This window comes from Halosimplex carlsbadense 2-9-1 (assembly GCF_000337455.1).
GTDB classification, from domain to species: Archaea; Halobacteriota; Halobacteria; order Halobacteriales; family Haloarculaceae; genus Halosimplex; species Halosimplex carlsbadense.
In genome coordinates this window covers 60,697-86,524 of the sequence record NZ_AOIU01000045.1, presented here as the reverse complement: position 1 = coordinate 86,524, position 25,828 = coordinate 60,697, and the positions used below count along the sequence as shown (strand labels likewise).

General features: G+C 69.1%; 29 protein-coding genes and 2 tRNA genes. 11 read left to right on the top strand and 20 right to left on the bottom strand.

The genetic code is table 11. The annotated features are described in order from the left end of the window. Positions 1-14: 14 nt before the first annotated feature. Positions 15-2,462 (bottom strand): hypothetical protein, encoded by a 2,448-nt coding sequence (locus C475_RS19880; protein WP_006885697.1) that lies wholly within the window; start codon positions 2,460-2,462, stop codon positions 15-17. 180 nt (positions 2,463-2,642) lie between these two features. On the opposite strand from C475_RS19880, the gene C475_RS19875 reads away from it, so the two are divergent. After that, positions 2,643-4,502 (top strand): acyl-CoA carboxylase subunit beta, encoded by a 1,860-nt coding sequence (locus C475_RS19875; RefSeq protein ID WP_006885696.1) that lies wholly within the window; start codon positions 2,643-2,645, stop codon positions 4,500-4,502. Positions 4,503-4,696: 194 nt separating this feature from the next. On the opposite strand, the gene C475_RS19870 is transcribed toward C475_RS19875, so the two are convergent. Then, positions 4,697-5,020, bottom strand: coding sequence for a hypothetical protein (locus C475_RS19870; protein WP_006885695.1), 324 nt, complete (start codon positions 5,018-5,020; stop codon positions 4,697-4,699). 250 nt (positions 5,021-5,270) lie between these two features. Then, a complete protein-coding gene (locus C475_RS19865; protein ID WP_006885694.1) occupies positions 5,271-5,489 on the bottom strand; it encodes a hypothetical protein in 219 nt (72 codons plus the stop codon). A 703-nt stretch (positions 5,490-6,192) separates the two neighbouring features. On the opposite strand from C475_RS19865, the gene C475_RS19860 reads away from it, so the two are divergent. Then, the gene (locus C475_RS19860; RefSeq protein WP_006885693.1) at positions 6,193-7,140 is read left to right on the top strand and encodes a nucleoside hydrolase; all 948 of its coding nucleotides are present in this window, start codon (positions 6,193-6,195) and stop codon (positions 7,138-7,140) included. A 199-nt stretch (positions 7,141-7,339) separates the two neighbouring features. On the opposite strand, the gene C475_RS19855 is transcribed toward C475_RS19860, so the two are convergent. From C475_RS19855 to C475_RS25205, 3 genes are all read right to left on the bottom strand, one after another. Next, positions 7,340-7,414: transfer RNA gene (locus C475_RS19855), tRNA-Val, on the bottom strand. A 166-nt stretch (positions 7,415-7,580) separates the two neighbouring features. Continuing rightward, the gene (locus C475_RS19850) at positions 7,581-7,826 is read right to left on the bottom strand and encodes a DUF7120 family protein (protein ID WP_006885692.1); all 246 of its coding nucleotides are present in this window, start codon (positions 7,824-7,826) and stop codon (positions 7,581-7,583) included. Positions 7,827-7,916: 90 nt separating this feature from the next. Continuing rightward, complete coding sequence (locus C475_RS25205) at positions 7,917-8,582, bottom strand: hypothetical protein (RefSeq protein WP_193366326.1); 666 nt, start codon at positions 8,580-8,582, stop codon at positions 7,917-7,919. A 470-nt stretch (positions 8,583-9,052) separates the two neighbouring features. Here C475_RS25205 and C475_RS19840 point away from each other — a divergent pair, with 470 nt between their 5' ends. From C475_RS19840 to C475_RS19830, 3 genes are all read left to right on the top strand, one after another. Beyond that, the gene (locus C475_RS19840) at positions 9,053-9,601 is read left to right on the top strand and encodes a type IV pilin (RefSeq protein ID WP_006885690.1); all 549 of its coding nucleotides are present in this window, start codon (positions 9,053-9,055) and stop codon (positions 9,599-9,601) included. Between the two features lie 6 nt (positions 9,602-9,607). Further along, on the top strand, positions 9,608-10,180 hold the full coding sequence (locus C475_RS19835; protein ID WP_006885689.1) for a type IV pilin: 573 nt from the start codon (positions 9,608-9,610) through the stop codon (positions 10,178-10,180). A 216-nt stretch (positions 10,181-10,396) separates the two neighbouring features. Continuing rightward, the gene (locus C475_RS19830; protein WP_006885688.1) at positions 10,397-10,942 is read left to right on the top strand and encodes a type IV pilin; all 546 of its coding nucleotides are present in this window, start codon (positions 10,397-10,399) and stop codon (positions 10,940-10,942) included. 92 nt (positions 10,943-11,034) lie between these two features. On the opposite strand, the gene C475_RS19825 is transcribed toward C475_RS19830, so the two are convergent. The 4 genes from C475_RS19825 to C475_RS24530 form a co-directional block, all read right to left on the bottom strand. Further along, positions 11,035-11,108: transfer RNA gene (locus C475_RS19825), tRNA-Ile, on the bottom strand. A gap of 123 nt (positions 11,109-11,231) precedes the next feature. Then, the gene (locus C475_RS19820) at positions 11,232-11,807 is read right to left on the bottom strand and encodes an FxsA family protein (protein WP_006885687.1); all 576 of its coding nucleotides are present in this window, start codon (positions 11,805-11,807) and stop codon (positions 11,232-11,234) included. Positions 11,808-12,008: 201 nt separating this feature from the next. After that, a complete protein-coding gene (corA, locus tag C475_RS19815; protein ID WP_006885686.1) occupies positions 12,009-12,986 on the bottom strand; it encodes a magnesium/cobalt transporter CorA in 978 nt (325 codons plus the stop codon). After that, positions 12,983-13,153, bottom strand: a complete 171-nt coding sequence (locus tag C475_RS24530) for a hypothetical protein (RefSeq protein WP_006885685.1) — start codon at positions 13,151-13,153, stop codon at positions 12,983-12,985. The genes corA and C475_RS24530 overlap by 4 nt, the downstream gene beginning before the upstream one ends. Before the next feature lie 121 nt (positions 13,154-13,274). Between C475_RS24530 and C475_RS24525 the strand changes: the two genes are divergently transcribed. Then, on the top strand, positions 13,275-13,448 hold the full coding sequence (locus tag C475_RS24525) for a hypothetical protein (RefSeq protein ID WP_006885684.1): 174 nt from the start codon (positions 13,275-13,277) through the stop codon (positions 13,446-13,448). 42 nt (positions 13,449-13,490) lie between these two features. Here the strand turns inward: C475_RS24525 and C475_RS19810 are convergent, their stop codons facing one another. The 3 genes from C475_RS19810 to C475_RS19800 form a co-directional block, all read right to left on the bottom strand. After that, positions 13,491-14,138 carry a DUF6517 family protein gene (locus C475_RS19810; protein WP_049931050.1) on the bottom strand — a complete coding sequence of 216 codons (648 nt, stop codon included), beginning with the start codon at positions 14,136-14,138 and terminating at the stop codon, positions 13,491-13,493. 78 nt (positions 14,139-14,216) lie between these two features. Beyond that, entirely contained in the window at positions 14,217-15,701 is a 1,485-nt protein-coding gene (cysS, locus tag C475_RS19805) for a cysteine--tRNA ligase (RefSeq protein ID WP_006885682.1), read from the bottom strand. A 62-nt stretch (positions 15,702-15,763) separates the two neighbouring features. Beyond that, positions 15,764-16,237, bottom strand: a complete 474-nt coding sequence (locus C475_RS19800; protein ID WP_006885681.1) for a DUF7523 family protein — start codon at positions 16,235-16,237, stop codon at positions 15,764-15,766. A 134-nt stretch (positions 16,238-16,371) separates the two neighbouring features. Here C475_RS19800 and C475_RS19795 point away from each other — a divergent pair, with 134 nt between their 5' ends. Continuing rightward, positions 16,372-17,247 (top strand): CbiX/SirB N-terminal domain-containing protein, encoded by an 876-nt coding sequence (locus C475_RS19795; RefSeq protein ID WP_006885680.1) that lies wholly within the window; start codon positions 16,372-16,374, stop codon positions 17,245-17,247. Positions 17,248-17,262: 15 nt separating this feature from the next. Here C475_RS19795 and C475_RS24085 read toward each other — a convergent pair whose 3' ends face one another. Continuing rightward, positions 17,263-17,421 carry a hypothetical protein gene (locus C475_RS24085; protein ID WP_006885679.1) on the bottom strand — a complete coding sequence of 53 codons (159 nt, stop codon included), beginning with the start codon at positions 17,419-17,421 and terminating at the stop codon, positions 17,263-17,265. Positions 17,422-17,524: 103 nt separating this feature from the next. On the opposite strand from C475_RS24085, the gene C475_RS19790 reads away from it, so the two are divergent. Together C475_RS19790 and C475_RS19785 are read left to right on the top strand one after the other, a co-directional pair. After that, entirely contained in the window at positions 17,525-17,869 is a 345-nt protein-coding gene (locus C475_RS19790; protein WP_006885678.1) for an ArsR/SmtB family transcription factor, read from the top strand. Further along, positions 17,866-18,204, top strand: coding sequence for a DUF7521 family protein (locus C475_RS19785; protein WP_006885677.1), 339 nt, complete (start codon positions 17,866-17,868; stop codon positions 18,202-18,204). Before C475_RS19790 ends, C475_RS19785 begins: the two co-directional genes overlap by 4 nt. Before the next feature lie 38 nt (positions 18,205-18,242). On the opposite strand, the gene C475_RS19780 is transcribed toward C475_RS19785, so the two are convergent. After that, positions 18,243-19,352 carry an outer membrane protein assembly factor BamB family protein gene (locus tag C475_RS19780; RefSeq protein WP_006885676.1) on the bottom strand — a complete coding sequence of 370 codons (1,110 nt, stop codon included), beginning with the start codon at positions 19,350-19,352 and terminating at the stop codon, positions 18,243-18,245. Continuing rightward, complete coding sequence (locus tag C475_RS19775; RefSeq protein WP_006885675.1) at positions 19,349-20,374, bottom strand: M48 family metalloprotease; 1,026 nt, start codon at positions 20,372-20,374, stop codon at positions 19,349-19,351. The genes C475_RS19780 and C475_RS19775 overlap by 4 nt, the downstream gene beginning before the upstream one ends. Before the next feature lie 217 nt (positions 20,375-20,591). Here C475_RS19775 and C475_RS19770 point away from each other — a divergent pair, with 217 nt between their 5' ends. Then, positions 20,592-21,833, top strand: coding sequence for a DR2241 family protein (locus tag C475_RS19770; RefSeq protein WP_006885674.1), 1,242 nt, complete (start codon positions 20,592-20,594; stop codon positions 21,831-21,833). Between the two features lie 48 nt (positions 21,834-21,881). On the opposite strand, the gene C475_RS19765 is transcribed toward C475_RS19770, so the two are convergent. After that, complete coding sequence (locus C475_RS19765) at positions 21,882-22,460, bottom strand: DUF7524 family protein (RefSeq protein WP_006885673.1); 579 nt, start codon at positions 22,458-22,460, stop codon at positions 21,882-21,884. 50 nt (positions 22,461-22,510) lie between these two features. Then, positions 22,511-22,705, bottom strand: coding sequence for a methytransferase partner Trm112 (locus C475_RS19760; protein WP_006885672.1), 195 nt, complete (start codon positions 22,703-22,705; stop codon positions 22,511-22,513). A gap of 133 nt (positions 22,706-22,838) precedes the next feature. Here C475_RS19760 and C475_RS19755 point away from each other — a divergent pair, with 133 nt between their 5' ends. Next, a complete protein-coding gene (locus C475_RS19755) occupies positions 22,839-23,018 on the top strand; it encodes a hypothetical protein (protein WP_006885671.1) in 180 nt (59 codons plus the stop codon). 58 nt (positions 23,019-23,076) lie between these two features. Here C475_RS19755 and C475_RS19750 read toward each other — a convergent pair whose 3' ends face one another. Next, on the bottom strand, positions 23,077-24,186 hold the full coding sequence (locus tag C475_RS19750) for a glutamate-cysteine ligase family protein (protein WP_006885670.1): 1,110 nt from the start codon (positions 24,184-24,186) through the stop codon (positions 23,077-23,079). A 223-nt stretch (positions 24,187-24,409) separates the two neighbouring features. Next, entirely contained in the window at positions 24,410-25,795 is a 1,386-nt protein-coding gene (locus C475_RS19745; RefSeq protein ID WP_006885669.1) for an adenylosuccinate synthase, read from the bottom strand. Between the last annotated feature and the right edge of the window lie 33 nt (positions 25,796-25,828).

The following is a 25,828-nucleotide window of genomic DNA, read 5'->3' as shown; positions in this document are numbered from 1 at the left end:
ACGGACCGCCTCTCTTACCCGTCCGCGCTCTCGCCGCCGACTTTTCCGAGGACGAACCGCAACAGTACCACGACGAGCCCGAGCCCCAGCAGGCCGCCGAGGCCGATCCCGATGAGTCGGAGCGGGAGGACGGACAGCACCGAGAGGAACGACAACAGGCCGCCGCCACCGCTGACGACGACCGGGCCCGCTTCGGTGCCGTCGACCGCCAGCGTGTGGTTGCCGGGCTCCGCGAAGTCGGCCGTGAGTTCGAGCGACCGGTTCTCGCCGGGCGGGACCACCGCCGTCCGGTTGGCCACCTGCGAGGTGTTCCCCTCGTGGATCGCTCGGAGGTCGGCGGTGTACGTGGCCGACGCGTCGCCCCTGTTCTCCAGGGAGACGTTGACGAGGACGGACTCGTTGACGGTCACGGCGGTCCGATTGACCGTGAGGTTGGTGACGACCACCTCCGGCCCCGGTTCGTCCGCCGCGTCGTCGCTCGCGTCGTCCGCACCGCTGTCGGTCCCGTTCGCGACCGTTTCGTTGCCCACACCGGCGTCAGTTCCGTTGTTCGCGGGGGCGGTCCCGCCCCCTTCGTCCCCGTCGGCCGCGCCGGGCTCGGTCGCCAGCGAGAACACCGACAGCCCCGGTGAGTCGACGGCGTACCGGACGCTGGACCCGTTCGACCCGGTCGCGGCCGTCTCGACAGACGACCAGTTCCCGTCCGAGAGCCGGTAGACCGAGAGGTTCGCGGGGTCGAGCCCGTGTGCGTCGAGGTACGCCCGGCGCAGTACCAGGTCGTAGGCCACCCCGTCGACGGCCGCGTCGGCCACGGAGTGCTGGACGGTGACGGTCGCGCCGACCCGCGAGTCGCCCGGCCCGCTGAGGGCGCCGTCGGCCCGCTCGCGAGCGACGACCGTCGCCGTGAGGTTCGTGTCGGCGGCCACGTCGAGCCGCAGTCGCTCGACCGAGACGTTCGCCGTCCCGACCACCGTCGAGGCGTTCCCGGCTGGGACGGCGACGGTCGTGCCGGCGCTCGCGCGCCTGACGCTGACCGACGAACTCGCCGTCCCCGGCCGGCCGTCTTGAAGCGGTTCAACGCTGACCGCCGGCCACGGGGACTCGTCGGCCGCGTCGTCCTCGTCGACGAACGTCTCCCGGGTCGTCCCGTCGACGGCGAAGCGCTCGGTGTGTTCCTCGCCCTTCGCGTCGGTCGCCCGGACGATCACCGTCGTGCGGCCGGGTGCGATCGACACTTCGCGGTCGAACTCGACGCGCTCGCGCAGGCTGCCGGCGTGGACGACCTGGTAGTCGACGGTCCCGCCGGTCGTCGCGTTCCGGGTCTCGACGACGACCCGCTCGGTGACGCCCTGGAAAGCGACACCGCTGAGAAACAGCCGCTCGGTGCCGACGACGACGGTCCGGCTCCGGTCGACGGCGACGGTCGGCGCCACGTCAGCCTGCGAGACTCGTTCGAACGTGACCGTCTCCGAGACGGACTTGCCGGCGGTGTCGGTCGCCGTGACTGTCACCTCGTAGGTCCCGGTGTACAGCGGGTAGATCGAGTCGTTGAACGCCAGCGAGTAGCGGTCGTCGTCGAACGGTCCGGAGTACGACGGCCTGGCCTGGTAGGTTCCGGTCACGTTCCCGGAAGGATCCCGGACCGTGACGTTGACCCCGCCCACGCTCACGTCGTCGGTGACCGTCCCCGCCAGGAAGATCCGGTTGTCGGCCGTCTCGTTCGGGAACGGTCGCAGACTCAGCTCCGGCTCGGCGTCGTCGGTCACCTCAACGGAGAACTCGTACGGCCTGAAGTTACCGAACTCGTCGGTGGCGGTCAGCCGAATCCGGTTCAGCGTCCCGTTGTTCCCCGCCGGCCCCAACAGGAGGTCCACGGAGAAGTTCTCGTCGACGTTCCGCAGGGTCTCCGTCGTCCGGTGGCCGTCGTACCACCGGACGATCCGCAGCTCCGTGACCGAGGTCTCTTCGATGATGTTGCCGGCGATCGTGGCGCGGGTGCCGTTGGCCGACCCGTCACCGATCGGCTTCCACGGCGCCGTCTCGTACGGGCTCGTCAGGTAGACGTGGGGCGGCTCGGCGTCCTTCCGGACGGTGAACGACGTGGCGTTGACGCTGCCCGCGTCGTCGGTGACGATGACCCGCACCGAGTTGCTCCCGTCGCGCAGGTCCGGCCTGACCGTCTCCGAGACGCTCGTCCCGTTTACCGGGATCGAGGTCGCGAGGTCGCCGTTGACCCGGACGACCACCTCCGACAGAGCCGTCCCGGCGGACGCGGCGTCCCCGACGCTCGCGTTCACCGTGATCTCGACGTCCGACCCCGACTCGTAGGTGTCACCGTTCGACACGTCCGTCGATCGAACCGTGACGTCGACGGCGGGTTTCTCGCCGACCGCGTCGGCGACCGCCGGCGCCGCGACCGACGCGAGGACCAGAAGCACGACGGAGACCCACCGGAGGCGCATTGGCGCGACCTTCGCCGTTCACCTACTTAACCGGTCGCCCGAAGCTATCAACTTTGAAAGCTCTACCCCTCAGCCGGGTGTCCGGAAATTACTGCTCTCGACCGGGTCTATCGGCCGAACCGGGCGAATCACCGTCTGACGGGGGAGCATACTTTACCGCTCGCGTGCGACCAGTGAGGCATGCGAGTTCGAATCGCCCAGGACGCGAGCGTCGAGGAGGCCGAAGCGATCGCATCGGCGCTCGAACGGACGGTCCCGGGGGACGGGCGCGTGGAGGTGTACGTCGGCGACGCCGACGAACCGGCCGTCGTCAACGAGTTCGACGGCCCCACCTCCGGAAGCGGCGAGTCGGGGGGCGGCGCGGCCGACGAGGACCTCGGTCCGACCGCCCGCGAGCGGGCCCTCCACGAGGAGATCGCGGACATCCGGCGGGGCGGCCCGGACAAATACCGCGAGCGCCTGGCCGAGCAGGGAAAGCTGTTCGTCCGCGACCGGCTGGAGTTGTGGTTCGGCGACACCGACCCGGTGCCCGGGGAGGCGGCGGGTGTCGACTACGACCGAACCGCCGACCCCTCGGGGTTGCGGTTCGAGGACGGGACGTTCGCCAACTTCGACGCGTGGCACGACGACTCGCCCGAGACCGACCACGCGGACGACGGCGATGGGGACGGGACCGGCGACGGCGACCGACTGCCCGCAGACGGCCTCATCACCGGCGCCGCCGAGTTCGAAGGCCGGGACCTACACTTCATGGCCAACGATTTCACCGTCAAGGCGGGATCGATGGCCGAACACGGCGTCGAGAAGTTCCTCCGGATGCAACAGCGGGCGCTGAAGACCGGCCGACCCGTCCTCTATCTGATGGATTCGTCAGGCGGGCGGATCGACCAGCAGACCGGCTTCTTCGCCAACCGCGAGGGCATCGGCAAGTACTACTACAACCACTCGATGCTGTCGGGGCGGGTCCCGCAGATCTGCGTCCTCTACGGTCCCTGTATCGCCGGTGCGGCCTACACCCCCGTCTTCGCCGACTTCACCGTCATGGTCCGGGACATGTCGGCGATGGCCATCGCCAGCCCGCGGATGGTCGAGATGGTCACCGGCGAGGAGATCGACCTCGACGACCTGGGCGGGCCGGACGTACACACTCGCCACTCGGGCTCGGCGGATCTCGTCGCCGAGGACGAACACCACGCCCGCGACCTCGTCGCCCAGCTGATATCCTACCTCCCGGACAACAGCGACGAGAAGCCACCGAAGACCGAGAGCCGCCCACCGGCGAAGTCGCCCGAGGGGATCGACGGCGTCGTCCCGCAGGAGCCAAACAAGGGCTACGACATGGAGCGGGTGATCGAGCGGGTCGTCGACGGGGACTCCTTCTTCGAACTCCAGCCGGAGTACGGTCCGGAGATCCTCACCGGCTTCGCCCGGGTCGACGGCCGGCCGGTCGGCGTGGTCGCCAACCAGCCCGCTCGCCGAGCGGGCGCGATCTTCCCCGACGCCGCCCGCAAGGCCGCCGAGTTCGTCTGGAAGTGCGACGCCTTCGACGTTCCCCTGTTGTATCTCTGCGACACGCCGGGCTTCATGGCCGGCTCGGGCGTCGAGAAGGAGGGTATCCTCGAAGCGGGCAAAAAGATGATCTACGCCACCTCGGCCGCGACGGTGCCCAAGCAGTGCGTCGTCGTCCGGAAGGCCTACGGCGCCGGCATCTACGCGATGTCCGGGCCCGCCTACGACCCCGAGTCGACCATCGGCCTCCCGTCGGGCGAGATCGCCATCATGGGCCCCGAAGCGGCGATCAACGCCGTCTACGCCAACAAGCTATCCGAGATCGACGACCCCGAGGAGCGCGAGCGCCGGGAGCGTGAGCTCCGGGAGGCCTACCGCGAGGACATCGACGTGCACCGGATGGCCAGCGAGGTCGTCATCGACGAGATCGTTCCGCCGAGCGACCTGCGCGAGCAACTCGCGGCCCGCTTCGCCTTCTACGAGTCCGTCGAGAAGGAACGACCGGACAAGAAACACGGCACGGTGCTGTGAGCGGGCGGGGACTTCACCCCGGTGCCTCGCCCTGCGACGGTTAGATCCGGGCGTCGAGACGGCGCTGGCGGTGGCCGCAGTGACGACACTCGTAGAGCCGCCGGGGGGCGGCGGCATCGTTCAGGACGGTCCAGTCGCGGTCCCGGCCGATCAATGGCCCGCTGGACCCGCAGTTCCGACAGCGCATCGGCACGTCAACCACCACCTCCGTGGCGTCCGCCCGACCCGCTCAGCCGCCGACGGACCGCTCGGGCCGCGACGACCATCGCGGGGGGTCGGGACTCCTCGGCGACGACTCGCCCGGTCATCGCGCGGTGGTGGCCACGCGCCTTCAGGAGGCAGAGCAGCCCCACCGGCGCGCCGCCGACCGTCAGCGTCAGCGAGGCCCCGACCAGTCCCCAGACGAACCTGGCGCGGCGGTTGCGCTCCGGGTCGGCGTCGTACCCACAGGCTCGACAGAGCGGTGTCGCCGGGACCAGCCGACCACAGTGGCGACACCGTCCCAGCTCGGGAGTCACGGACTCGTCACCTCCCGGGACGTGACGGGCGGTCGCTCGATCCGGTCGGCCAGCGGACTCGTCGGTCGCGTTCGCACCCTCGCGCGGTCGTGTGAGCGTGACATGGTGGTCTCCGAGACGCCGGAGGCGTCCACACGACCGAACGCCTGGGTCCCCAAAGAAAGGGGAACTCCGTCAACCCCGATCAAGCCGAATTACGGCGAATTAACCGCTCGGATCGGAAACTTCGCGGAACGTATCGGTTCGAGAGTCAGTCGTCCGCGGGGTCGTCGAGCAGGCCAAGGTCCTCTGCGACCAGGTCGCGGACCTGGTCGGCGAGCGCCGGGTCGACGCGGGCGACCTGTTCGCCGTCGTGGAGCCCATCGTTGTGACGCTCGACCGCGTCGGCCACGTCGTCGATCGCGACCGCCGTCTCGGTCTCGCACTCCGAACACACCACCGGAACCGTCGGGTCTGTGTCGCTTGCCATCGGTTCTCGACCCCCACTTGACCGCCCGCCGTCATACATCCCTCGGGTCGGGCCCGCGACCGATCCGTGGACGGCTACTCGGAGAATTACTGCCACCGGCCACACTCGTGGACGGCCAGTCTGCCAACGGGCGTGGTGGCGCGCGCTGTCGCGCGCTCTCGTGCGCGCGACGTAGCCGTGCGAGGGATGAGCGAGTGACCGGAGGGAGCGAGTGAATCGGTTGGGGAGGCATGTGGTAGTCTGCGGTGCTGTGCGGGCTGGTCGCGGTCCCTGGTGTCCGCGCGACAGCGTTCGCGCGGGCTCGGGAGAGCTTGCTCTCCCGGTGGACTGAACGGGCGAGGCGCGCGTGGCGGCGCAGCCGCCACGGCTTGCGGCGGTCGGCGGAGCCGACCGCCCTGCTCGCGTTTACGTGGTCGCCTGAGTGACCCCTACCCGAACGGCCGCAGGCCGTGAGGGTATGTCGCTCAGCGACCGCGAGCGGGGCGAGGGCTTTCATCGCTTGTTCTCTCCTGCGGTCGTTCTAACTCTGAGCGAGCAGGGCGAGGGCTTTCGTCACCTGATTCTCACTCTGGGAGAATCAGTTGCTAGCGAGCGGGGAGAGGGCTTTCATCGTGCACGATTCGCGCCACTCCGGTACGGTCGCCACCGAATTACTCCAGCCACCAACCCTCAGGGGCTTACGTCCGGGGCGCGATGTCGGGGTATGCGACGCGTCATCGTGGACACGGACACGGCCGGCGACGACACGCAGGCGCTGGCGCTCGCGGTCCTGACCGACCGGCTGTCCGTCGAGGCCGTCACGGTCGTCGCCGGCAACGTCCCCTTCGACCGCCAGGTCGAGAACGCGAAGTACACGCTCTCGCTCGTCGACGCGGCCGACACGCCGGTCTACGAGGGCGCCCGCTCGCCGCTGGTCAAGTCCCACGAACACGCCACGGAGATCCACGGCGAGGGCGGGCTCGGCGGCGATCTCCACCCCGAGACCGGCATCGACTCCGCCGCGGGATTCGCCCCCGAGGAGATCGTCGCCCGGTGTCGGGAGTCGCCGGGCGAGATCACCCTCCTCTGTATCGGCCCGCTCACGAACCTCGCGCTCGCGCACGCCCGCGAAGAAACCATGCTAGACCTCGTCGACGAGGTGTGGGTGATGGGCGGGGCGGTCGAGTCCCGGGGGAACGTCACACCCGCCGCCGAGTTCAACGTCTGGGCCGACCCCGACGCCGCCAAGCGGGTGACCGACGCCTTCGACGTGACCCTCGTCGACTGGGGTCTGTGCCTGCGCACCGCGCTCGGTCCCGACCGACTCGAAGACATCGACGCGATGGACACCGACCTCGCCGACTTCTTCGGCGAAGTGACGAAAGTCGTTCGCGACCGGGGCGAAGCCGACGGGCTCGACGGCATCACCCAACCCGACGGACTCACCGCGGCGCTGCTGGCCTACCCCGAACTCCGCGAGCGGGTCGAAACGCACCCTGTCGAGGTGGACGAGCGCGAAGGCCTCACTCGGGGGTACACGAGCGTCGATTTCGAAGGTGTGACCGGCGAACCCGCCGATACCGCGGTGGTCGAAGCCGCCGACGGTGAGCGGTTCGCCGAGGTGATGCTGCGGATGTTGCGGGAGCGCGATCCCGACGGCGTCTTCGAGTGATGCTCCCCCGGGCCGGCGCGTCGCTCGCGGACCTGCTTCAGTAGAACTGGGTTGGGGCGGATTTGAACCGGATGCAGACGCGCTCGCTCACTCCGTTCGCTGCGCGCGACTGCCAGGGTTCAACTCCGCGAAACCAACGACAGACGGCACGAGGGCGAGCGACATGGAAGTCGCTCGTGGAGTTGTGCCGTCGAAAGAATGGGTTGGGGCGGATTTGAACCGCCGGCCTCCTCCATGTCAAGGAGGTGTCATAACCAACCTAGACCACCAACCCGCGCTTGCCTGCTACACTCTCAAGTTGAGGAGGGGGACAATTGAAGGTTTCGAAGACGGCCCGCGAGCGAGGGGCGATCCGCGGGAGGGCATCCGGGTCCAGCCGGTATCCGAGCAGGATACCGGTGGCCGGTGTCGACCGAACCCGGGCGGCGCCGTCGCGGCCCTCAGAACGAGAAGTCGTCGTCCTCTTCGCGCATCCCCGGGTCTTCGGCGGTGTCCCACATGTCGTCGGCGAACTCGTCGGCCATGTCCGTTTCGGCGACTTCCTCGCCGGTGTCGCGGGTGTAGGCGTCCAGTCCCATCGAGAGTAACTCCTCGACGGCGGCCTCGCGGCTGACGAACTCTTCCTCGGTCATGCGTTCGAGCTTCGTGAATACGTCTTCCGGAAGTGATACTTCGACGGTGGGCATGGGTTGTCGCTTTACACTCGGGAGTGAAGTGCTTTGAGTATTTGGGCTCTGGGCGCAGATTGGACCCGGCGCCCGAGCGGTGTCGCTCGCTTACTGGCCGGCAGTGATCGACAGTTCGACCGTGGCAGTCCCTCCATCGCCGCCGCTCATCGAGTCGGTCGACTCCGACCCGCCGCTCATCGAGTCGGTCCCCATCGACTCCGTCGCTGTCGAATTCCCACCCATCGAATCGGTCGGTTCGGGCGTCGGCTCGGGCGTTGGCTCGGGCGTCGGCGTCGGCTCGGGCGTCGGCGGCTGGGCACGCCCCCTCTCGGAGTTGTCGAAGGTGAGGAAGTAGGTCCCGGAGCTGACCCCGGCCGACGAGGACCCTTCCGTGTCCTCCTGGATCGTGTGGGCGGAGTTGTAGTTCACCTGGTACCCCTGCTCGAAGTAGCTGAACTCGCCGTCGCGGACCATCAACACGTCGATAGCGGGACCGCTCGTCACGGTGAACTCGTAGCTGAGCGCGCCGCCGTCCGGGAAAGCGAGTTCGTACGCCTGGTACTCCCCCACGGGGATCTCGATCGTCTCGCCGATCTCCTCGAAGATGTCGTTCACGTCTGTGTTATCCGGGAACGGTCCCGAATCACCGTCGCCACCGCCACCACCACCGCCGCCGTCGCCACCACCGCCGCCACCGCCGCCACCACCGCCGCCGCCGCCGCTGGAACCACCGTTTCCACACCCTGCGAGCGCCGAGAGACTTGCTGCACCCATTGCCAGAACTGCACGACGTGTTCGAGCCATGGGGCCAGATACCGCCTTCCATTACAAATATGTGTCGACCACTAACACACGAGCCGGCGGAGGCGAGCGAGGAGACGGTCGCGCGGGTATGGTCACATTATCGACGCCCGGCCGAACGGTACCGCGCGCGTTCGGGGTCGACCACGGTGGCACGTGCCCACCGGGGTCCAAACCGGAGACTCCCCGGCGTCGAGTCAAATGTCGTATATTTCACGGGGAAATGGTCGGTATATGCCCATGTCGGCAGTTTTAGCGGTTCCCGTGCCCATTCTCAGATTCCGTTACTGCCGTTCAACCGGCGCTTGAACGGCGAAACCTCCGGTTGAACGGGAGATTCAGGGGAAACGCAACCACGGGTTTATGTGGGTAAGCGGAAACTACTCGATAGCATCTCGCAGGGGTGTGCGTGTCAGCGCGCCAGAAGAGATGCGGTGAACACAATGGATATCAAGCAACTCTTCGACGACGACGACGCGGTGTCGCCGGTTATCGGCGTCATCCTGATGGTCGCGATCACGGTGATCCTCGCGGCCGTCATCGCGTCGTTCGTCCTCGGTCTCGGGAATCAGGCACAGCAGGGCGCACCGACCGCGACGATCGGATTTGACTACGAGCAGACCGCAGATTCTCCTAGCTCGCCATACGGGCCGAGCGCGGGGTGGCTAAAAGTGTCCCATGACGGTGGTGACACTATCGCGAACGAAGAACTGTATATCCGTGGCGATGGCTTCATCCCGGAATCCGACTGGGACTCCGGTTCGGGTTCGACAAATATTGAAGACGCGGATTACGATGCAACCGTAGACACCAGCGTGACCTCCGCTGGATCCTGGCCAGCCGCGGCTGGGTCCGGTGATGACAGTGCAGTTGTCTCCGGAGACTCCGTGGATGTCGGTGTCGAGAGCGACTACGAGATCAGCGTCGTCTACCAGTCCCAAGAGGGCGACACTTCCTCGACGCTCAACGAGCAGGAAGGTCCTGACGCCTAACTAACGATGGATCTGAAAAACATCATCACTGACGACGACGCGGTGTCGCCGGTTATCGGTGTCATCCTGATGGTTGCGATCACGGTGATCCTCGCGGCCGTTATCGCGTCGTTCGTCCTCGGCCTCGGGAATCAGGCGCAGCAGGGCGCACCGACGGCGACGATCGGCTTCGACTACGAGGAAGTCGACGATACGACAGATACCGCGCTGCCGGCTGGATTCCTTCAGATCAGCCACGACGGTGGCGATACCGTGGCTAACAATGAACTCTATGTACGCGGGAGTGGGTTTGTCAATGACTGGGATACCACTGACGGCGACGACGTGGAACCCGATCTGGGAAGTTGGTCGTCTGATGTCACCAGTGTCGACGACATAACTTCCGGGAACGACCGGTTCATCGGCGAACCTAATACTCAGTGGCCTGCCATCGCTGGTTCCGGTGACGACAGTGCTGTCGTCTCCGGTGACTACATCTACGCAGGTGTTCGTAGCGACCACGAGGTCAGCCTCGTCTACCAGTCTCAGGAAGGCGACACGTCCTCGACGCTGAACGAGAACGAAGGCCCCGACGCCTAATCCGGTCACTTCCTTTCCGTTTTATTTTCACCGCGTAGCCGCGGCTCTCATCGACGAGAATCACCCGGTCCATCGTCGCGGAACGCCAGGCCGCGCTTGAACGTGGGAAATGTCTACTGAGCGGCCAGTGCGCGCGAGAACGGCGTGGTACGCTTATTCGCGTATCCGAGAACCGTCCCGATAGCACTGCGCACGCACGCGGGTGCTGGTCGAACCATGCACATCAACGGGATTCTCTCGGACGACGACGCGGTGTCGCCGGTTATCGGCGTCGTACTGATAGTCGCGATCACGGTGATCCTCGCGGCCGTCGTCGCGTCGCTCGTCCTCGGGTACGGGAACCAGACCGGGCCGCAGACACCGACGACGAGCTTCGACGACCGGTACACGCCGACCCCCGACCACGCGGGGTCGGGGTACGCGACGATCGCCCACCAGGGCGGCGACCCGATCGTCGCCGGGGGGCTGTACGTCCGCGGGTCGGGCTTCAACGCCTCGGACACCGCTCACGGGAACGTCCAGTCGTCGGACTCGCTGGACGTACAGGACGAGTTCTCCGAGGACGGCCAGACGGTGCGGCTCCACGTCAACGAGACCGGGTTCTGGCCCGACGGGCGCAGTTCGGGCGAAGACAGTCGGATCGTCTCCGAGGACTCGATCAACGTCCCCGTCGACCGCGACTACGAACTCGTGCTGGTGTATCGCTCACCGCACGACCGGTCGTCCTCGATCGTCTACGCCGCCGACGGCCCCGGCGCGTGACCGTCCGCTCCGTTCCACACGACGACCCACCGCCGACCGTTACGACCCGATCGACGCCTCGCCGTCGGCTGACGAGCGTGGAGAAACTGAAGTGGGCCAACGCGGATTTGAACCGCGGACCTCCCGGTTATCAGCCGAGCGCTCAACCTAACTGAGCTATTGGCCCGTGCTGAACGCATTCATACGTTTCCGATGGGGGACTTTAACAGTTACCCTTCGGCCTCGATAGCCGCGCCGTGTGGCGGTTCTATGGTACGGTTCCACAGGGGGCCGCCGAGGGGGTCGCCGCTCAGTCGAACCCGCGGCGGTCGTCGCGGTCGCCTTTTTCGAAGTCGATGTCGTAGGCGTCCTCGTCGAGGTCGTAGGCGTCGCCGTCGGAGGGTCCCGCGGGGCCCGGTCCCCCGGCGTTCGGACCCTGGCCGCCGACGTTGGGGCCGCCCTCGCCGCCGAAGGGGAAGCCGCCGATGTAGACGTTGCCGGTGGCGAACCCGCCGCTCTTGTTGTCCATGTAGGGGACGAGTATCTTCTCGCGGACGAACCAGCGGACCGGCGCGCGGGTGAACGGGACGAGCAGCAGGATGCCGATCGCGTCCGTCACCAGGCCGGGCGTGAGCGTCAGCGCACCGGCGACCAGCAGGAAGGCGCCGTCGAGCAGTTCGTCGGTCGGGAGTTCGCCGGCAGCGAGCCTCTGCTGTATCTTGCGGATGGTGTGGCGGCTCTCGGCGCGGACGAGCAACAGCCCGAGGAGGGCGGTCAGGACGACCAGGAGGACCGTCAGCGGGGCGCCGATCTGTGTCGCGACGAAGACGAGAAACAGCGAGTCCAGCAGCGGCACCAGCAACAGCAACCCCAGATACCGGAGCATACCCCGGCTTGTTGCCGACGACTCAAACACTTTTCGAGCGGGGTCTCCCCGGTCTTCGGCGTCGCGTCGTCCCGGGTGTGTCGACTGCGGGCAACGGTGAGCGACGAACGGCCCGGCGCGTTCGCGGTCGCTGTCTCCGAACGCCGGAGCGTCTCGGGAGTAGGCGAGCCCACGGCTGAACGTCCCTTCGGAGGCCGTCGCTCAGATGTAATCCTGGCCGCGGAAGTACGACAGCATGATGAGCGCCACCAGCAACATGCCGACCATGACGGCGGGGTAGGCGAGGGGCCAGCCGAGTTCGGGCATGTTGTAGGGACTCTCCCCGAAGTTCATGCCGTAGATGCCGACGACGAAGGTCAGCGGGATGAAGATGGTCGCGACGACCGTGAGTACCTTCATGACCTCGTTGGTGGACTGCGAGAGGGTGTTGAGGTAGATGTCGCGCGCCCCGGAGGCGAGGTCGCGGTAGGTCTCGGTGAGGTCGACCAGCTGGACGAGGTGGTCGTACACGTCGCGGAAGTACTTCTCGCTCTCCTCGTCGACCTGAGCGGGGTCGCCCCTGGCGAGGACGCCGACAGCCTCGCGGGTGGGCCAGGCGAGCTTGCGGAAGGAGAGCAGTTCGCGGCGGACGCTGTTGATGGCTTCGAGCGTCTCGATGTCCGTCGAGGTGGTCACGGCGTCCTCGACGGCCTCGATGTCGTCTTCGATCTCGTCGAGCAGCGCGAAGTACTCGTCGACGACCACGTCGATGACGCGGTAGGCGGTGAAGTCGGCCCCGCGGTGGAGGAGTCGCTCGTCGCCCGAGCGGACGGCCTGCCGGACGCGGTCGACCGGGTCGGCGGGGCCCGGGGAGAGCGTAACCAGCCAGTCGCTGCCGACGAAGACGCCGACGGGCACGTCTCTGATCTCCTCGTCGAAGGTCGTCTCGCCGCCGCGGAGGGTGGCGCGCTTGACGACGACGAGCGTGTAGTCGTCGTACTCCTCGGTCTTGGGGCGGACGCCGTTGCACACGTCCTCGACGGACAGCGGGTGGATGCCGAACGCGTCGGCGACTCGCTCCATCTCGACGTGGTCGACGCCGGCGGCGTGGACCCAGGTCGTCCCGTCGGCAGCGCGGGCCGCCCGGAGGTCGTCGTACTCGGTGACCTCGTCGGCGCGGTAGACGAGCGCGGTCGTCACGGCTCGTCCTCCGGTGACTTCGAGCGACCGATGGCCGCCAGCGTCACCCCGACCATGACGACGGTCACGGAGATCGACCGGCCCGGGTAGGGCGCGGCGACGCCGACTGCGTACCCCGCGGTCCCGACCGCCGTGAGCGCGAGCCCCATCGGGAGTGCCGCTTTCATGTCCACCCCCGATGACCGCGAACGACAAAAGCGTATGCCGGCCGGCGGCCCAGGCCCCTCCCTCGCCTCGCCGCGCTGGCGGGACAAGACACTTACCGAACCCGTCGGTGGGGGTTGCTGTATGGTCCACTGCCCTGAATGCGATGCGGAACTCGCCGAGAAAGAGGACGTCGAGTTCGTCGACATGGACGCGAAGATGGCCGGACTGTTCCGGTCCTCGAAGCGGTTCTACGTGGTCGGCTGCGCCGACTGCGGCGCCGCGATCGGCAGCGGTGTCGCCGGCGGCGGCGGATAGTCCCGGCCCGAGACGACCCGAGCGCGCCCGTCGACGGGCCCGTCAGGCCGGCGGATGGCGGAGGCCGGCCAGAAGCGCGTCGACTCGCGAGCGCTCTTCGACCGCTTCGGGGTGGACGGCGACGACGGTGACGAAGTCGCCGTCGTGTTCGACGGTCGCGAGGTGGATCGTCGCGTTCGTCCGCACGCCGCCCATCGACCGGGTAGCGGCGTACTCAGAGACCGTCCGGGACTCGCCGAGGAACTCCACCGAGCGGTTCGACTGGAACTCGACACTCGAGAGGCCCGACGAGGCGCCGACGAACCGACGGACGAGCCGCTCGTCGGAGAGCGACCCGATGGGGTTGACCGAGGTTCCCGCGACCGTCGCGGCGGGCGACGTGAAGACGGTCACCCGCGCGAAGTCGCCCTCGATACCCTCGGCCAGCGCGACGCTGCGGTTGTACCGCCGGAGCTCGCTGGAGACGACGACCTGCCGGGTCTGGCCCCCCACAGTGACGTTCTGCGTGCTGTTGGGCGAGCCGCTTGCCTCCAGTCGGTACCCCGTCTCCTCGAGTGTCGCGTCGTCGGGCTCGGTGGCGTTCGCGGCGAACCCGAGCGGTGCGTCCCCCGTTAGGAAGCCGACACAGCCGGCGGTCGCCAGCAAGACAACGAGCGCGACTCCGATACCGACACGGCGAGATCGTAGCATGTGACCGACGTTGTCGCGGCGGGGAATAAACCCGCCGACGAGGAACCGGACGGCGGCGACCCGCGCCCCAATCGGGGCCTACTCGAAGCGGTAGGTCGGGCCGTCGTCGCCGTCTTCGACCGCGACGCCGACCTCGTCGAGGCGGTCGCGGAGTTCGTCCGCACGCTCGTAGTTGCCGGCCTCGCGTTCCCGTTCGCGCAGGTCGAGCACGAGTTCGGCCAGGTCCTCGGCGACCCGAACCTCTCCGCCCTCGGCCGTCCCCAACGAGAGCCCGAACACGTCGCCGCCCAGGGCTTCGAAGGCGTCGATGGCTCGCTTGAGTCCCGGGAAGTCGTAGCGGTCGCGCTCGTCGACGTGGGCGTTGACCGCCGAGGCCAACTCCAGCAGCGCCGCCATCGCCTCGCGGGTGTTGAGGTCGTCGTTCATCGCCGCTTCGAAGTCGACGCGGGCCGACTCGACCGCCTCGCGGAGGGCGGGGTCGGCGGCCGTCGCGTAGGCGTCGACGCTATCGGCGGCCTCGACCGCCCGCTCGTAGCCGCGTTCGAGCTGTTCCCAGCGCTCCTCGGCCTCGGCCAGCGTCTCCTCGGAGAAGGTCGGGTCGGCCGAGTAGACGGTCGAGACGAAGAAGGTCCGCAGCACGTCGACGCCGAACTCCTCGATGGCCCCGCGGGCGGTCGTGAAGTTCCGCAGGCTCGAAGACATCTTCTCGTCTTCGACCTGGACCATCCCGGTGTGGAGCCAGTACTTCGAGAACCGCTCCCCCGTCGCGCACTCGCTCTGGGCGATCTCGTTCTCGTTGTGCGGGAAGACGAGATCCGACCCGGCGACGTGGATGTCGAAGGTGTCGCCGAGGTGGGTCGTCGACATCGCCGAGCACTCGATGTGCCAGCCCGGCCGCCCCTCGCCCCAGGGCGACTCCCAGGTCTGGGCGCGCTCGGCGGCCTCCTCGGCGGGAGCCGCCTCGTCGTGGCGGTGCTGGGCGATGTCGGTGGGGTCGACGCCGCCGGCCTTCCACAGCGCGAAGTCGGCGGGGTGGCGCTTCTCGGCCAGTTCCGCCTCGTCGCCCTGGACCTCCGACGCCTCGACGTCCTGGTTGGAGAGCTTGCCGTAGTCGTCGTCGGCGGTCACGTCGAAGTACACCGACCCGTCGGACTCGTAGGCGTACCCCGCCTCCACGAGCGTCTCGACCATCGCGATAATCTCGTCGATATGCTCGGAGACGCGGGGGTAGACGTCGGCGCGTTTGAGGTTCAGCGCGCGCATGTCATCGACGAACGACTCGGTGTAGTGGCGGGCGACGCTCTCCTCGTCGTCGCCGACTTCGCCGACGCGGGCGACGATCTTCTCGTTCACGTCGGTGAAGTTCTCGACGTGGCGCACGTCGTAGCCCAGGTACTCCAGCCACCGGTGGACGACGTCGGTGTGGGTCCACGTCCGGGCGTGGCCGACGTGGGCCGGGTCCGAGGTCGTCAGGCCACAGAGATAGAGGGTGACCTCGTCGTCGTCGACCGGCTCGAACTCCTCGCGCTCGCCCGTGAGCGTGTTCGTCACCTGGAGCGTCATTACCGGCTTCTACGCGGCCCGGCGTTTCAAGTTGGCGGATAGGCGGCGAGCGGTGGCCGGCCCTACGCGGCGAGCGCGTCCTCGACCGCTCGAACGGCGTCGGGACCGTCTCGTCGGCCGACGACGACGACCAGCGACCCGCCACCGAACGCCGCGGCCTCCACGGCCACCTCGGCGGTCTCCAGCCGCCCGAGTACCTGCCGGAGCGCGGCGGCGTCGGCCTCGCCGCCGGCGGTGATCGCCGTGAGTGACCCTTCGTCGGGAACGAGCGCGAGGTCGCTCACCGCCAGCAAGGCGTCGGCCGGGTCGCCCTCGCCGAGCCCGCTCTGCATGCTCACCGGCGGCGACTCGCCCGGTCGTTCGTAGTCGGGCAGGTCCTCGGCGAAGCGACGGAGCGCGGCGACGACCGAGTCGGTCTCGCCGTCGACGTCGAGAAAGCGGGCTGCGGCGGTGTAGTTGAGCACGCCGGCCCGGAGCGCGTCGTAGAGGAACGGGTGGCGTCGGACGGCCTCGCGGGTGTCCGCGGCGAGTGTCATACCCGCCGGATCCACCCGGACCGCGAAAAATCCCACGGGCGAGCGCGGTCGGGGCCGAGTCAGGGCGGACAGCGCTGTCGACGTTGGCGACGCCCAACGACACCCCTTTGGGGGACTCGTCCGTACCTGCGGACATGGAAGCGCTCGTCATCGTCGCCCACGGCTCGCACCTCAACGCGGGGTCGAGCGCACCGACGTTCGACCACGCAGACACCATCCGCGCGACCGCCGCCTTCGACGAGGTCCGCGAGGGGTTCTGGAAGGAGGAACCCTCCTTCCGCGAAGTTCTCCGGACCGTCGAGAGCGACGAGGTGTACGTCGTCCCGCTGTTCATCTCGGAGGGGTATTTCACCGAGGACGTCATCCCGCGGGAGCTGCGCCTGGAGGAGTGGGACCCCGATGCCTGGGACTCCGACGGCACCAGCGCCACCCACGCGACGCTCCGCCCGACCGACGTGGACAAGACGGTCCACTACTGCGGCCCGGTCGGCACCCACGAGGCGATGAGCGACGTGATCGTCCGCCGCGCGGAGTCGGTGACCGGCGACCCCGAGGTGGGCGACGGGTTCGGCCTCGCCGTCGTCGGCCACGGCACCGAACGCAACGAGAACTCCGCGAAGGCCATCGAGTACCACGCCGACCGCATCGCCGAGATGGACCGGTTCGACGAGGTGAAGGCGCTGTTCATGGACGAGGACCCCGAGGTCGACGACGTGACCGACTTCTTCGAGAGCGAGGACATCGTCGTCGTCCCCCTCTTCGTCGCCGACGGCTACCACACCCAGGAGGACATCCCCGAGGACATGGGGCTGACCGACGACTACCGCGACGGCTGGGACACGCCCGCCGCGGTCGACGGCCACCGGATCTGGTACTCCGGCGCGGTCGGGACCGAGCCGCTGATGGCCGACGTGGTGCTCGAACGGGCGGCCGACGCCGGCGCCGACGTGGCCGACGCGGTCGAGCGCGTGCGGGCGGAGACGGGCAGCGCGGAACCCGCGGACGACTGAGCGGGTAGCGACCGGTCAGGATCCGTTGCCGTCCGCGTCGTCGTCGGCGAGCGCCGACCGGATCTCCCGCAGGGAGTTGATGCCGTACAGTCCGAGCGCGAGCCACGCGATCGAGAACACGACGCCGAGGACGGCGAACGCGAGCCCGAGGGTGGTTTCGTCGATTGCGACCATCACACTCGGTCCTACCGCGCCGAACCAGTTAAGGGGGTAGCCACGGCTTCACTGGATGAAGTCGAGCCACTGGCTTGACACTCCGGGAGGACGGTGGATACGTGTGGATGAGGACACCGACATCGACACCGTGGCGTCGCTGCTCGGCGACGACTGCGCGCGGACGATCCTCGAAGCCACGGCCGCCGAGGCGCTCTCGGTGGAGCAACTCGCCGAGCGCTGTTCGGTGTCCGGACCGACCGTCTACCGGCGCCTGGAGACGCTGCGCGAGCAGGACCTCGTCACCGAGCAGACCCGCGCCGGCGAGGACGGTCACCACTACAAGGTGTACCGCGCGACGCTCGACCGCGCCGTCGTCGACCTCACCGACGAGGGCTTCGAGATACGGCTCTCCCGCCGCGGACGGATGGCCGACCGGTTCACCGAGTTCGTGGAGGACCTGAGATGAGCGCGCCGCTGCACTTCGCGGCGGACGCCAGCGGGTTGATCCCCGGGATCACGACCGCCGTCATCGCCGTCCTGGGGTTCGCCGTCGGCTACGTCGCCTACCGCGGGTACCGCCGGAACGAGAGCCTGCCGATGCTGTTCGTCGCCGCGGGCTTTCTCGTCGCCTTCTGGACGCCCGGCGTCCTGTTCGGCGGGTTCGCCGCCCTCGACGCGGTCGCGACGTTCGCGCCCGGACTGCGGTCGACCGTCCGCACCGCGCTGGCGCTGGCCGCCGACCTGGCGACGATCGTCGGCCTCTGCTGTATTCTCTACGGACTGTGGATGCCCCGGCGGTGATACGGGGAGCACTGTGGGACGATGGGGACACGGCCTGCTCAGTCGCCGATCTCTCGGTGGTGACAGACCAGCTGCCCGTCGGCGGCGACGAGCACGCCCGAGTCGGCGAGGAACGGGCCGGCCGAGAGGGACCTGTTGCCCACGCGCCAGCGCAGGCTTCCGTCGGCGGGATCGAGCGCCGTGAGTCCTCGCGAGGAGTCGACGTACACGCCCTCGGAGTCGGCGGCCACCCGGCCCTGATAGTCGGTCGGGTCGCTGGCTGGGCGGTTCCGGCTGGAGTCCGAGTCGTCGGCCGTCGACCACCGACGGCCGCCCGACCGGTGGTAGGCGACCACGTCGAGGTCGGAGACGCCGTAGACGGCGTCCGCGGTCACGGCGAACTCCGTGATCGATCCGTCGCCGATCCGGCGGCTCTCCCCCGAAGAACCGTCGAGGGCGACCAGACTGCCTCTCGACGACGCGAAGATCTGCCCGTCGACGACCGAGAGTCTGTGAGCGTCGATCCCGGGCTGGCGCCAGCGGCGGCGGCCGCTCGGGTCGAGACAGTGGACAGTTCCGCCGACCCAGCAGACGACCGCCTCGGTGTCGGCGGCGAGTATCGGGTCGAATCGGTCGTCACCGCCCCCGCGTTCCGCGTCCAGGTCGATCCGCCACCGTTCGACGCCGTCGGAGCAGGCCACGAGCGCACCCGTCTCTGTGAGTCCGTACGCCCACTCGCCGGCGACCGCGAGCGCGACGAGGGGGTCGCCCGCCTCGAACTGCCACCACCTGCCGTCCGCGCCGTAGCGGACGATCGCCCCGTCGAAGCCGACCGCCGCGCCGCCGTCGCCGACAGCGTGACAGGAGAGGTCGCCGCCGAGGTGGTCGCTCCACAACTCGGCGCCGTCCTCGGTCGAGTAGGCGGTGATCTGGCCGCCGCGGGTCCACTCCTCGCGGTCGATATCGAAGCTCATCGTCGAGTCCGCGACGGTCACGACCAGCCCGTCGGTCACGTCGAGCGCGCTCGTCGGGAAGCCGGCGAAGTTGCCGCTCTCTCGCCAGCGGATGTCGCCGCCACCCGGTCGGTAGCCACAGCCCGCCAGGGAAGCGCCGAGACCGGCCCCGAGCGCGGCGCCGACGCCCCGGAGAAACCGCCGCCGCGAAGTCACGCCTGCTCACCCGCCAGCTCCCCCAGCCGTTCGATCCGCTCCTCCGTCGAGGGGTGGGTCGCCGGGAAGATATCGGACGAGAGCAGTTCTCGGTCGTTTCCGAACTGGTAGGTGTCGACCGGGGCGACGTAGAGGGCTTCGAGGCCGCCGTCTATCTCGCGGAGGTCCCGGTCGGGCGCGTCGCTCATCTCGTCGTCGACGACTCGCAGCGCCGAGGCGAGCGCCGCGGGGTCGCCGGTGATCGCGGCGGCGCCGCGGTCGGCGGCGTGTTCGCGGTACTGCGAGAGCACGCGGAACAGGAGGAAACTCGCCAGCCAGAACAGCGCGGAGATGGCGAGCGTGACGAGCGCGCTGACGACCAGCACGGCGATGGCGACGACGACGCCTTTCGCGCCGTCGCCGTCCACGTCGTCGAGGCCGCCGCCGACGTAGAAGACGCCCTTGAGCACGTAGAACGCGGCGATGGCGACGAGGTAGGTCAGCGACGGGAGGAAATAGGAGATGGACATCACGGCCACGTCGCGGTTGCGGACGTGGGCGATCTCGTGGGCCAGGACGGCGTCGAGTTCGTCGTCGTCGAGGGCGTCGAGCAGTCCCTCGGTGACGACGACCGTCGCCCGCGAGGGGCGGGCGCCGACGGCGAAGGCGTTGGGGACGGCGGATCGGCTGACGGCGACCCGCGGGGTCGGTGCGCCCGCGACCTGTGCGAGGCGGTCGACGCGGGCGACCAGGTCGGGGTAGTTCTCGCGGCCGACGCGGCGGGCGTCGACCGACCGCAGGGCCACCGAGTCGCCGAAGACGAACTGCGCGAGGAAGCCGACGGCGACGGCTCCGACGACGACCAGCGGGTTCGCGTAGAAGCGGCCGTTCCAGGGGTCGTCGGTGGCCCAGGCGAGCAGTTCGACGCCGACGGTGTTGGCCGCGAAGACGAACGCGTAGACGAACGCGACGGGCAGGACGGCGACCAGCGCCAGGGCGAGCCCCATCCGGACCGTCAGTCCGCGGTCTGGTTCCCACTCCATGGGGGTCACCTCGGTGGTCGGCCGCGGTCCCGTGACGGGCGCCGAGCGTCTCGTGGAGGGCGAATTCGCATCGCTCGACCGATCTGTCCGACTGCGATATACGCTTTCCGGTGGTCGGACCAGTACCGGCAGCGGACGGTGACGGCGACCGCGGCCCGCCGGCGGGCCGCGGCCGCAGACGGCGGGGTTTATTCCGAGTCGGTCCCTCGCTTCGCGTATGAACGCGCAGGTGGACCCGGCGCAGGTGGAGGCGGTCGCCGAGGCCGCCGCGGACGGCATCGAGTTCGACGGGTTCGCGGTCGAGACCGAGGGCGACGGCTACGTCCTCGCCACCGACGAGGGGTCGAAGCGGGTCGTCCACGGCGACGACCTGAGCGACGCCGCGGCCGACTACGCCGCCCACGTGACCAACTGGTACTTCTGGCACGCCGAGGCGCCCCAGGCCGACGAGCGGTGGGCCTTCCTCCGCTGGCTCGAACGCGCCGGCGACGAGCGAGTCCCCGACCGCTACGACGCCCTCGAAGCTGGCGTCACCCGCGAGTGGGGCCAACTGCGGATCACCGCGACCGTCGACGACACCGGGAGCCGCCGCTACGACCTCCGCCACGTCGACGACGCCGACAGCGACCCCGCCGATCTGGCGGACCACGACGACCCGCTGGACGCCCGGGAGATAACCAAACACGACGACCGCGGTCGCTATCGCCCGCTCAAGACCGCGCCGACGCTACAGACCGGCTGGCGGTTCCCCGATCTGGGCCCGGCCGACCTGGCCACCGCCGTCGAGTACGTCTACCCGGCGACGGTCGCCAACTGGTACCGCGAGCGCGAGGGCGACCTCGACATCTCCCACTGGCGGGACACCGTCGACCGCCAGACCGGCATCTACGGCGTCGTCAGGACCTGGGACCGCGGGGAGGGCTACGAACACGTCAACTGGGTCGCCGAGGCCTGCTGCGACGACTCCCAGTGTCTCAAACGCCGGGAGTGGCAGTACGACGAGGAGACCGACCTCGACGTGGACGGCGGTGCGTCGTCGACGCACCGGGACGGAGGCGGTGAAACCGCCAGTGGCGGGGACGGCGAGTTCCCCTGTCGCGAGCCCTGCTCGGTCGTCATCTCGGCGGCCCGCCGGTGGACGAAACTGGAGGGCGAGCAGTCCCGGACCTACGAGTTCGAACTCACGCCCAGCGAGAAGGAACAGGTCGAGGAAATCGTCGACGCGGTCGCCGACGGGCGGACCGAGGCGATCCGCGAGGCCGACGTGAAAGACGACGCCAACCGCTACCGCGCGCGATTCCTGCGCGCCAAGCGCTTCGACGACGAGGGGAACCTCTCCGGCGTCCCGACCGACCCGGACGAGGGCGACGACGGCACCGAGGGCGGTACCGACGGTGTCGAGGATGCGGACGAACCGTCGGCCGACGACGCCGAGGAAGACGAGGAAGCGAGCGAGTAGGCGCGCGACCGGGTCACGACGGGTTCCGGACCGCGCGGTCTCTGACGGTTATTCCCCGGCGAGCGCGATGTAGACGGCTGCGAGGACGCCGACCAGCACCGCGAGCGCGCCGGCGACGACGACGACCTCGTCGACGAGCAGGGCGAGGGCCGCGGCGACGCCGAGCGCGAGGACGCCGAGCGCGAGGACGACCAGCTGGGGGCTGGCGGCGAGCGCGGCGGTCGCGGCGCCGTTACCGCCGGCGTCGGGTTCGCGGGGCTGGGGTTGCGAGAGCGACTCGTCGACTTCGACGGTGGACTCCTCCTCGTCGGGCTCGGTGATCCGGACGGTGACGTAGCGGGTCTCGGCGCCGTAGGCGGAGGCGATCTTCAGCGTTCCGGTCGCTTCGCCCGCGCCCTGGACGCTGACGTGGACCGCCCGTTTGCTCTCGCTGTCGACGAAGTGGTTGCCGGCCTCGACGGTCGCGATCTCCGAGAGGTCGTCGTCGAGGTGGATGTGGACGTGGACCGACCCGCCGTGGTTGACCACGCCGATGTCGAACGACCCGTCCGTCTCGAAGGCGTCGGGTACCTCCAGCGCGTGGAGCGAGTCCCGGCTGACGTGGACGGGCAGCGTATCCCCTGGCACGTCCCTCAGTCGGCGCGGCCGATAGAAAAAGGTACAGGGCCGTACCGCGCTCAGGCCGGCGCTTCGTCGCGCATGTCCGGCGGCAGCAGGTTCGGGATCCCGTCCTCGATCGGATACGTCTCGCCGCACTCCGTGCAGGTCAACGTCCCCGTGACGATCTCGCCGTCTTCGCGCTCGGTCGCGTCGAGTTCGAGGTCGTGCTTGTCCAGCGGGCAGCAGACGATGTCCAGCAGGTCCTCTTTCATACCCGTATCTCCGGAACGGGTACAAAAAAGCGTGCCGGACGGCTGGGACCCGTCCTCGAACCCGTGCCGCCGCGCTCGAGGGGCCGGGAGACGCCGGCAACAACACTATCGCCCCCGTGGCGGTAGTGATCGTATGGCACACGTCGCCGAAGAACCGAAACGATACGTCTGCGAACGCTGCCAGGTCGTCCACGCGGGGACGCCGATCCACGAGTCCGGCGGCGACCACAGCTTCGAACCGCCGGGGTCCTGCGGCGGGTGCGACAGCTCGTCGTTCGTCGAGTTCGGCGACTGGGTCCACCACCACGCGTGAGCGGGCGGCGGCCGGGCGGTCGCTCGTCGCGCCGGCGCGGTCGGGTCCCGGCGGACGGTCAGTCGCCGGTGAGCGGGCCGACCCGGCGAACGTCGGCCGCGAGCCGGTCGGCGTGTTCCAGCCTGATGTCGCGGGCCGCCTCGGGCGAGACGGTCGCCCGGCCGTCGATCTCGTGGGCCACCGGGTCGTAGGCGTCCACGTCGAACCCCATCCGGTCGAGGTAGCCCCGGATCGACGCCGAGGCGAGGCCGTCCCGGATCGCGTCGTTGACGTAGCCGATGACGGCGTCGAACTCCGGCAGGACGATCTCGTCGCGACCGACCCGGCCGCGGTCGCCCTCGATCCGCACCTCGACCTCGTCCAGACGGCCGACGAGGGCGGCGAGCCGGTCGGCCAGGCGGATCACGTCGCTCGGGAGGGCGGCGTCGGGCGAGCGCCACTCGACGGTCGAGAACGCTTCGCGGAACTGGACGGGCGTCCAGACGGCGCTGTCGGGGTCGAAGTGCTTGGCGACTGCCCGGCGGTCGACCCCGGCGTCGATGGCCGCCGTCTCGAAGTCCTCGTAGCGCCGCTCCAGCCGCCGGGTGTACTCCTCGCGGTCGGCGACGTAGGGCCACAGCCGGCCCTGGTGGGGCAGGTCGTCGTAGGCCATCCAGCGGTAGAGCTTCGAACGGGCGCCCGCAGCGAGGCGTTGGCCCCGGAAGTACGGCGAGGAGTTGGCCAGCGCCAGCGCCGGGTCGAGCGCGACGAAGGCGTTGTGCTGGTCGACCGCGGCCCCCGGCCGCTGCTCGACGTGGACGTGCGTGCCCGCGCAGTGGCGCACGTACTCGAAGGCCGACCCGACGACCTCGTTCTGGATGCGCGTGCGCTCGGCCGGTATATCGGCGATCTCCTCGGCGTGGATCGGTGTCGCCAGCGGGACGAGTCCCTTGCCCACCTCGTCGGCGCGGTCGAGGACCGCTGTCACGCGCTCGCGGAGTTCGTCGCGCAGGGCCCTCGTCGTCTCGCAGGGTGTCGTCTTGATCTCGAGCAGCGGCTCGACGAACTCGCGCTCGGCGCCGGGGGACGCCTCGACGAGCGACCCCGGCGTCGTCAACCGCCCCCGTTCGTCTATCACCCAGTACTCGACCTCGACGCTGCGTCGTATCGGTGAGTCGTGTGCTGACACTGTGATCTCGTCTGACTCCGGCCGCGGCCCACCACCGCTCAGCCGCTCGATACATTGCCGTCCGGTACTCGGGCGAGGTACCGTGTGTCTTTGCTACACATACACATGCCAGTGCGACGGAACAAGTAGCTTTCGCGGAGCGGAAAATATTGCACGACTCCGATCGCCGGTGGCGGACAGTGGGCGCCGGGCGGCGAGCCGGAGAGTCCCGGACCGATCGCGGTTAGAAGGGGTTCTCGCGGACGACCGTCTCCTCGCGGCCGGGGCCGACGCCGACGGCGTACACCGCCGCGTCGAGTTCGGCTTCGAGGTACTCCAGGTACGTCTTCGCGTTCTCGGGCAGCGCGTCGTAGCCCTCGGCGGCGACGTCGGCCCAGTCGCAGTCGTCCCAGCCGTCGAAGCTCCGGAATTCGGCCTCGCAGTCGGCCCACTTCTCGGTCGTGGCGGGCATGGTGTCGAGTGCCTCGCCGTCGAGCCGGTAGGTGTGGCCGACCTTCACCTCGTCCAGGCCGGCCAGGGTGTCGATGTGGTTGACGGCCAGGCCGGTGAAGCCGTTGACGCGGGCGGCGTGGCGAAGCATCGGCACGTCGAGCCAGCCGACCCGCCGCGGGCGGCCGGTGACCGTGCCGAACTCGTGGCCTTCCTCGCGGATGTAGGTGGCCAGTTCCTCGCGTTCGGTCTCGGGGTTCTCGGGGTCGCCGTCGTAGCCCGGCGTGTCGCCGGGGACGCCGCCGAGTTCGGTCGGCATCGGGCCGCTGCCGACCCGCGAGAGGTAGGCTTTGACGATGCCGACGACCTCGCCGTCGCCGACGGCGCCCGGGGCGACCCCGGAGCCGACGGCGGCGCCGCCCGCGGTCGGGTTCGAGGACGTGACGAACGGGTAGTTGCCGTGATCGATGTCGAGGACGGTCCCCTGCGCCCCCTCGAACATGACGTTGTCGCCGGCGGCCAGCCGGTCGGCCAGGAAGTCGCCGGCGTTGACGGTCATCTCCTCGCCGGCGAGGCGCTCGCCGTAGCCGGCGAATTCGTCGTAGAGGGCTTCGAGATCCAGCGCCTCGGGGTCGTCGAGGTCGTCGATAGCCAGCCCGTACACGTCCTCGACGAGCGCGCGCTTCTGAGGGACGGCGTACTCCAGACGCTCGCGGAGCACGCTCTGGTCGAGCAGGTCGCCGACGCGGACGCCGCGGCGGCCGGCCTTGTCCTCGTAGGTAGGGCCGATGCCGCGACCGGTGGTGCCGATCTCGTCGTCGTCCTCGCTCTTGACTTCCTCCTCGATGCCGTCGAGGAGGCGGTGGTACGGGAGGATGACGTGGGCGCGTTCGGCGACGCGCACGTCGGGGTCGAGGCCGCGCTCGCGGAGGGCGTCGAGTTCGTCGAACAGCGTGCGGGGGTTGACGACACAGCCGTTGCCGAGCACGTTGACCTTGCCGCGGATCGCGCCGCTCGGCACGAGCGAGAGCTTGTACTCCTCGCCTTCGTGGACGACGGTGTGGCCGGCGTTGTCGCCGCCCTGGTAGCGAACGACGACGTCTGCCTCCTCACCGTAGACGTCGACGATGCCACCCTTCCCCTCGTCGCCGAGCTGCGAACCGACGATGGTGACGGTCATACACCCGAGATTCCGTGGGCCGGTGTAAACAGA

Excerpts from the sequence above, each read along its gene's own strand:
- C475_RS24085 (WP_006885679.1), bottom strand. The coding sequence starts at position 17,421 with ATGGTCGCAATCGACGAAACCACCCTCGGGCTCGCGTTCGCCGTCCTC.
- C475_RS19745 (WP_006885669.1), bottom strand. The coding sequence starts at position 25,795 with ATGACCGTCACCATCGTCGGTTCGCAGCTCGGCGACGAGGGGAAGGGT.
- C475_RS19820 (WP_006885687.1), bottom strand. The coding sequence starts at position 11,807 with ATGCTCCGGTATCTGGGGTTGCTGTTGCTGGTGCCGCTGCTGGACTCG.
- C475_RS24530 (WP_006885685.1), bottom strand. The coding sequence starts at position 13,153 with ATGAAAGCGGCACTCCCGATGGGGCTCGCGCTCACGGCGGTCGGGACC.
- C475_RS25205 (WP_193366326.1), bottom strand. The coding sequence starts at position 8,582 with ATGGGTGCAGCAAGTCTCTCGGCGCTCGCAGGGTGTGGAAACGGTGGT.
- C475_RS19785 (WP_006885677.1), top strand. The coding sequence starts at position 17,866 with ATGAGCGCGCCGCTGCACTTCGCGGCGGACGCCAGCGGGTTGATCCCC.
- C475_RS19795 (WP_006885680.1), top strand. The coding sequence starts at position 16,372 with ATGGAAGCGCTCGTCATCGTCGCCCACGGCTCGCACCTCAACGCGGGG.
- C475_RS19835 (WP_006885689.1), top strand. The coding sequence starts at position 9,608 with ATGGATCTGAAAAACATCATCACTGACGACGACGCGGTGTCGCCGGTT.
- C475_RS19880 (WP_006885697.1), bottom strand. The coding sequence starts at position 2,462 with ATGCGCCTCCGGTGGGTCTCCGTCGTGCTTCTGGTCCTCGCGTCGGTC.
- C475_RS19800 (WP_006885681.1), bottom strand. The coding sequence starts at position 16,237 with ATGACACTCGCCGCGGACACCCGCGAGGCCGTCCGACGCCACCCGTTC.
- C475_RS19775 (WP_006885675.1), bottom strand. The coding sequence starts at position 20,374 with ATGGAGTGGGAACCAGACCGCGGACTGACGGTCCGGATGGGGCTCGCC.
- C475_RS19865 (WP_006885694.1), bottom strand. The coding sequence starts at position 5,489 with ATGGCAAGCGACACAGACCCGACGGTTCCGGTGGTGTGTTCGGAGTGC.
- C475_RS19760 (WP_006885672.1), bottom strand. The coding sequence starts at position 22,705 with ATGAAAGAGGACCTGCTGGACATCGTCTGCTGCCCGCTGGACAAGCAC.
- cysS (WP_006885682.1), bottom strand. The coding sequence starts at position 15,701 with ATGACGCTCCAGGTGACGAACACGCTCACGGGCGAGCGCGAGGAGTTC.
- C475_RS24525 (WP_006885684.1), top strand. The coding sequence starts at position 13,275 with ATGGTCCACTGCCCTGAATGCGATGCGGAACTCGCCGAGAAAGAGGAC.
- C475_RS19860 (WP_006885693.1), top strand. The coding sequence starts at position 6,193 with ATGCGACGCGTCATCGTGGACACGGACACGGCCGGCGACGACACGCAG.
- C475_RS19850 (WP_006885692.1), bottom strand. The coding sequence starts at position 7,826 with ATGCCCACCGTCGAAGTATCACTTCCGGAAGACGTATTCACGAAGCTC.
- C475_RS19875 (WP_006885696.1), top strand. The coding sequence starts at position 2,643 with ATGCGAGTTCGAATCGCCCAGGACGCGAGCGTCGAGGAGGCCGAAGCG.
- C475_RS19755 (WP_006885671.1), top strand. The coding sequence starts at position 22,839 with ATGGCACACGTCGCCGAAGAACCGAAACGATACGTCTGCGAACGCTGC.
- C475_RS19770 (WP_006885674.1), top strand. The coding sequence starts at position 20,592 with ATGAACGCGCAGGTGGACCCGGCGCAGGTGGAGGCGGTCGCCGAGGCC.
- C475_RS19840 (WP_006885690.1), top strand. The coding sequence starts at position 9,053 with ATGGATATCAAGCAACTCTTCGACGACGACGACGCGGTGTCGCCGGTT.
- C475_RS19810 (WP_049931050.1), bottom strand. The coding sequence starts at position 14,138 with ATGCTACGATCTCGCCGTGTCGGTATCGGAGTCGCGCTCGTTGTCTTG.
- C475_RS19830 (WP_006885688.1), top strand. The coding sequence starts at position 10,397 with ATGCACATCAACGGGATTCTCTCGGACGACGACGCGGTGTCGCCGGTT.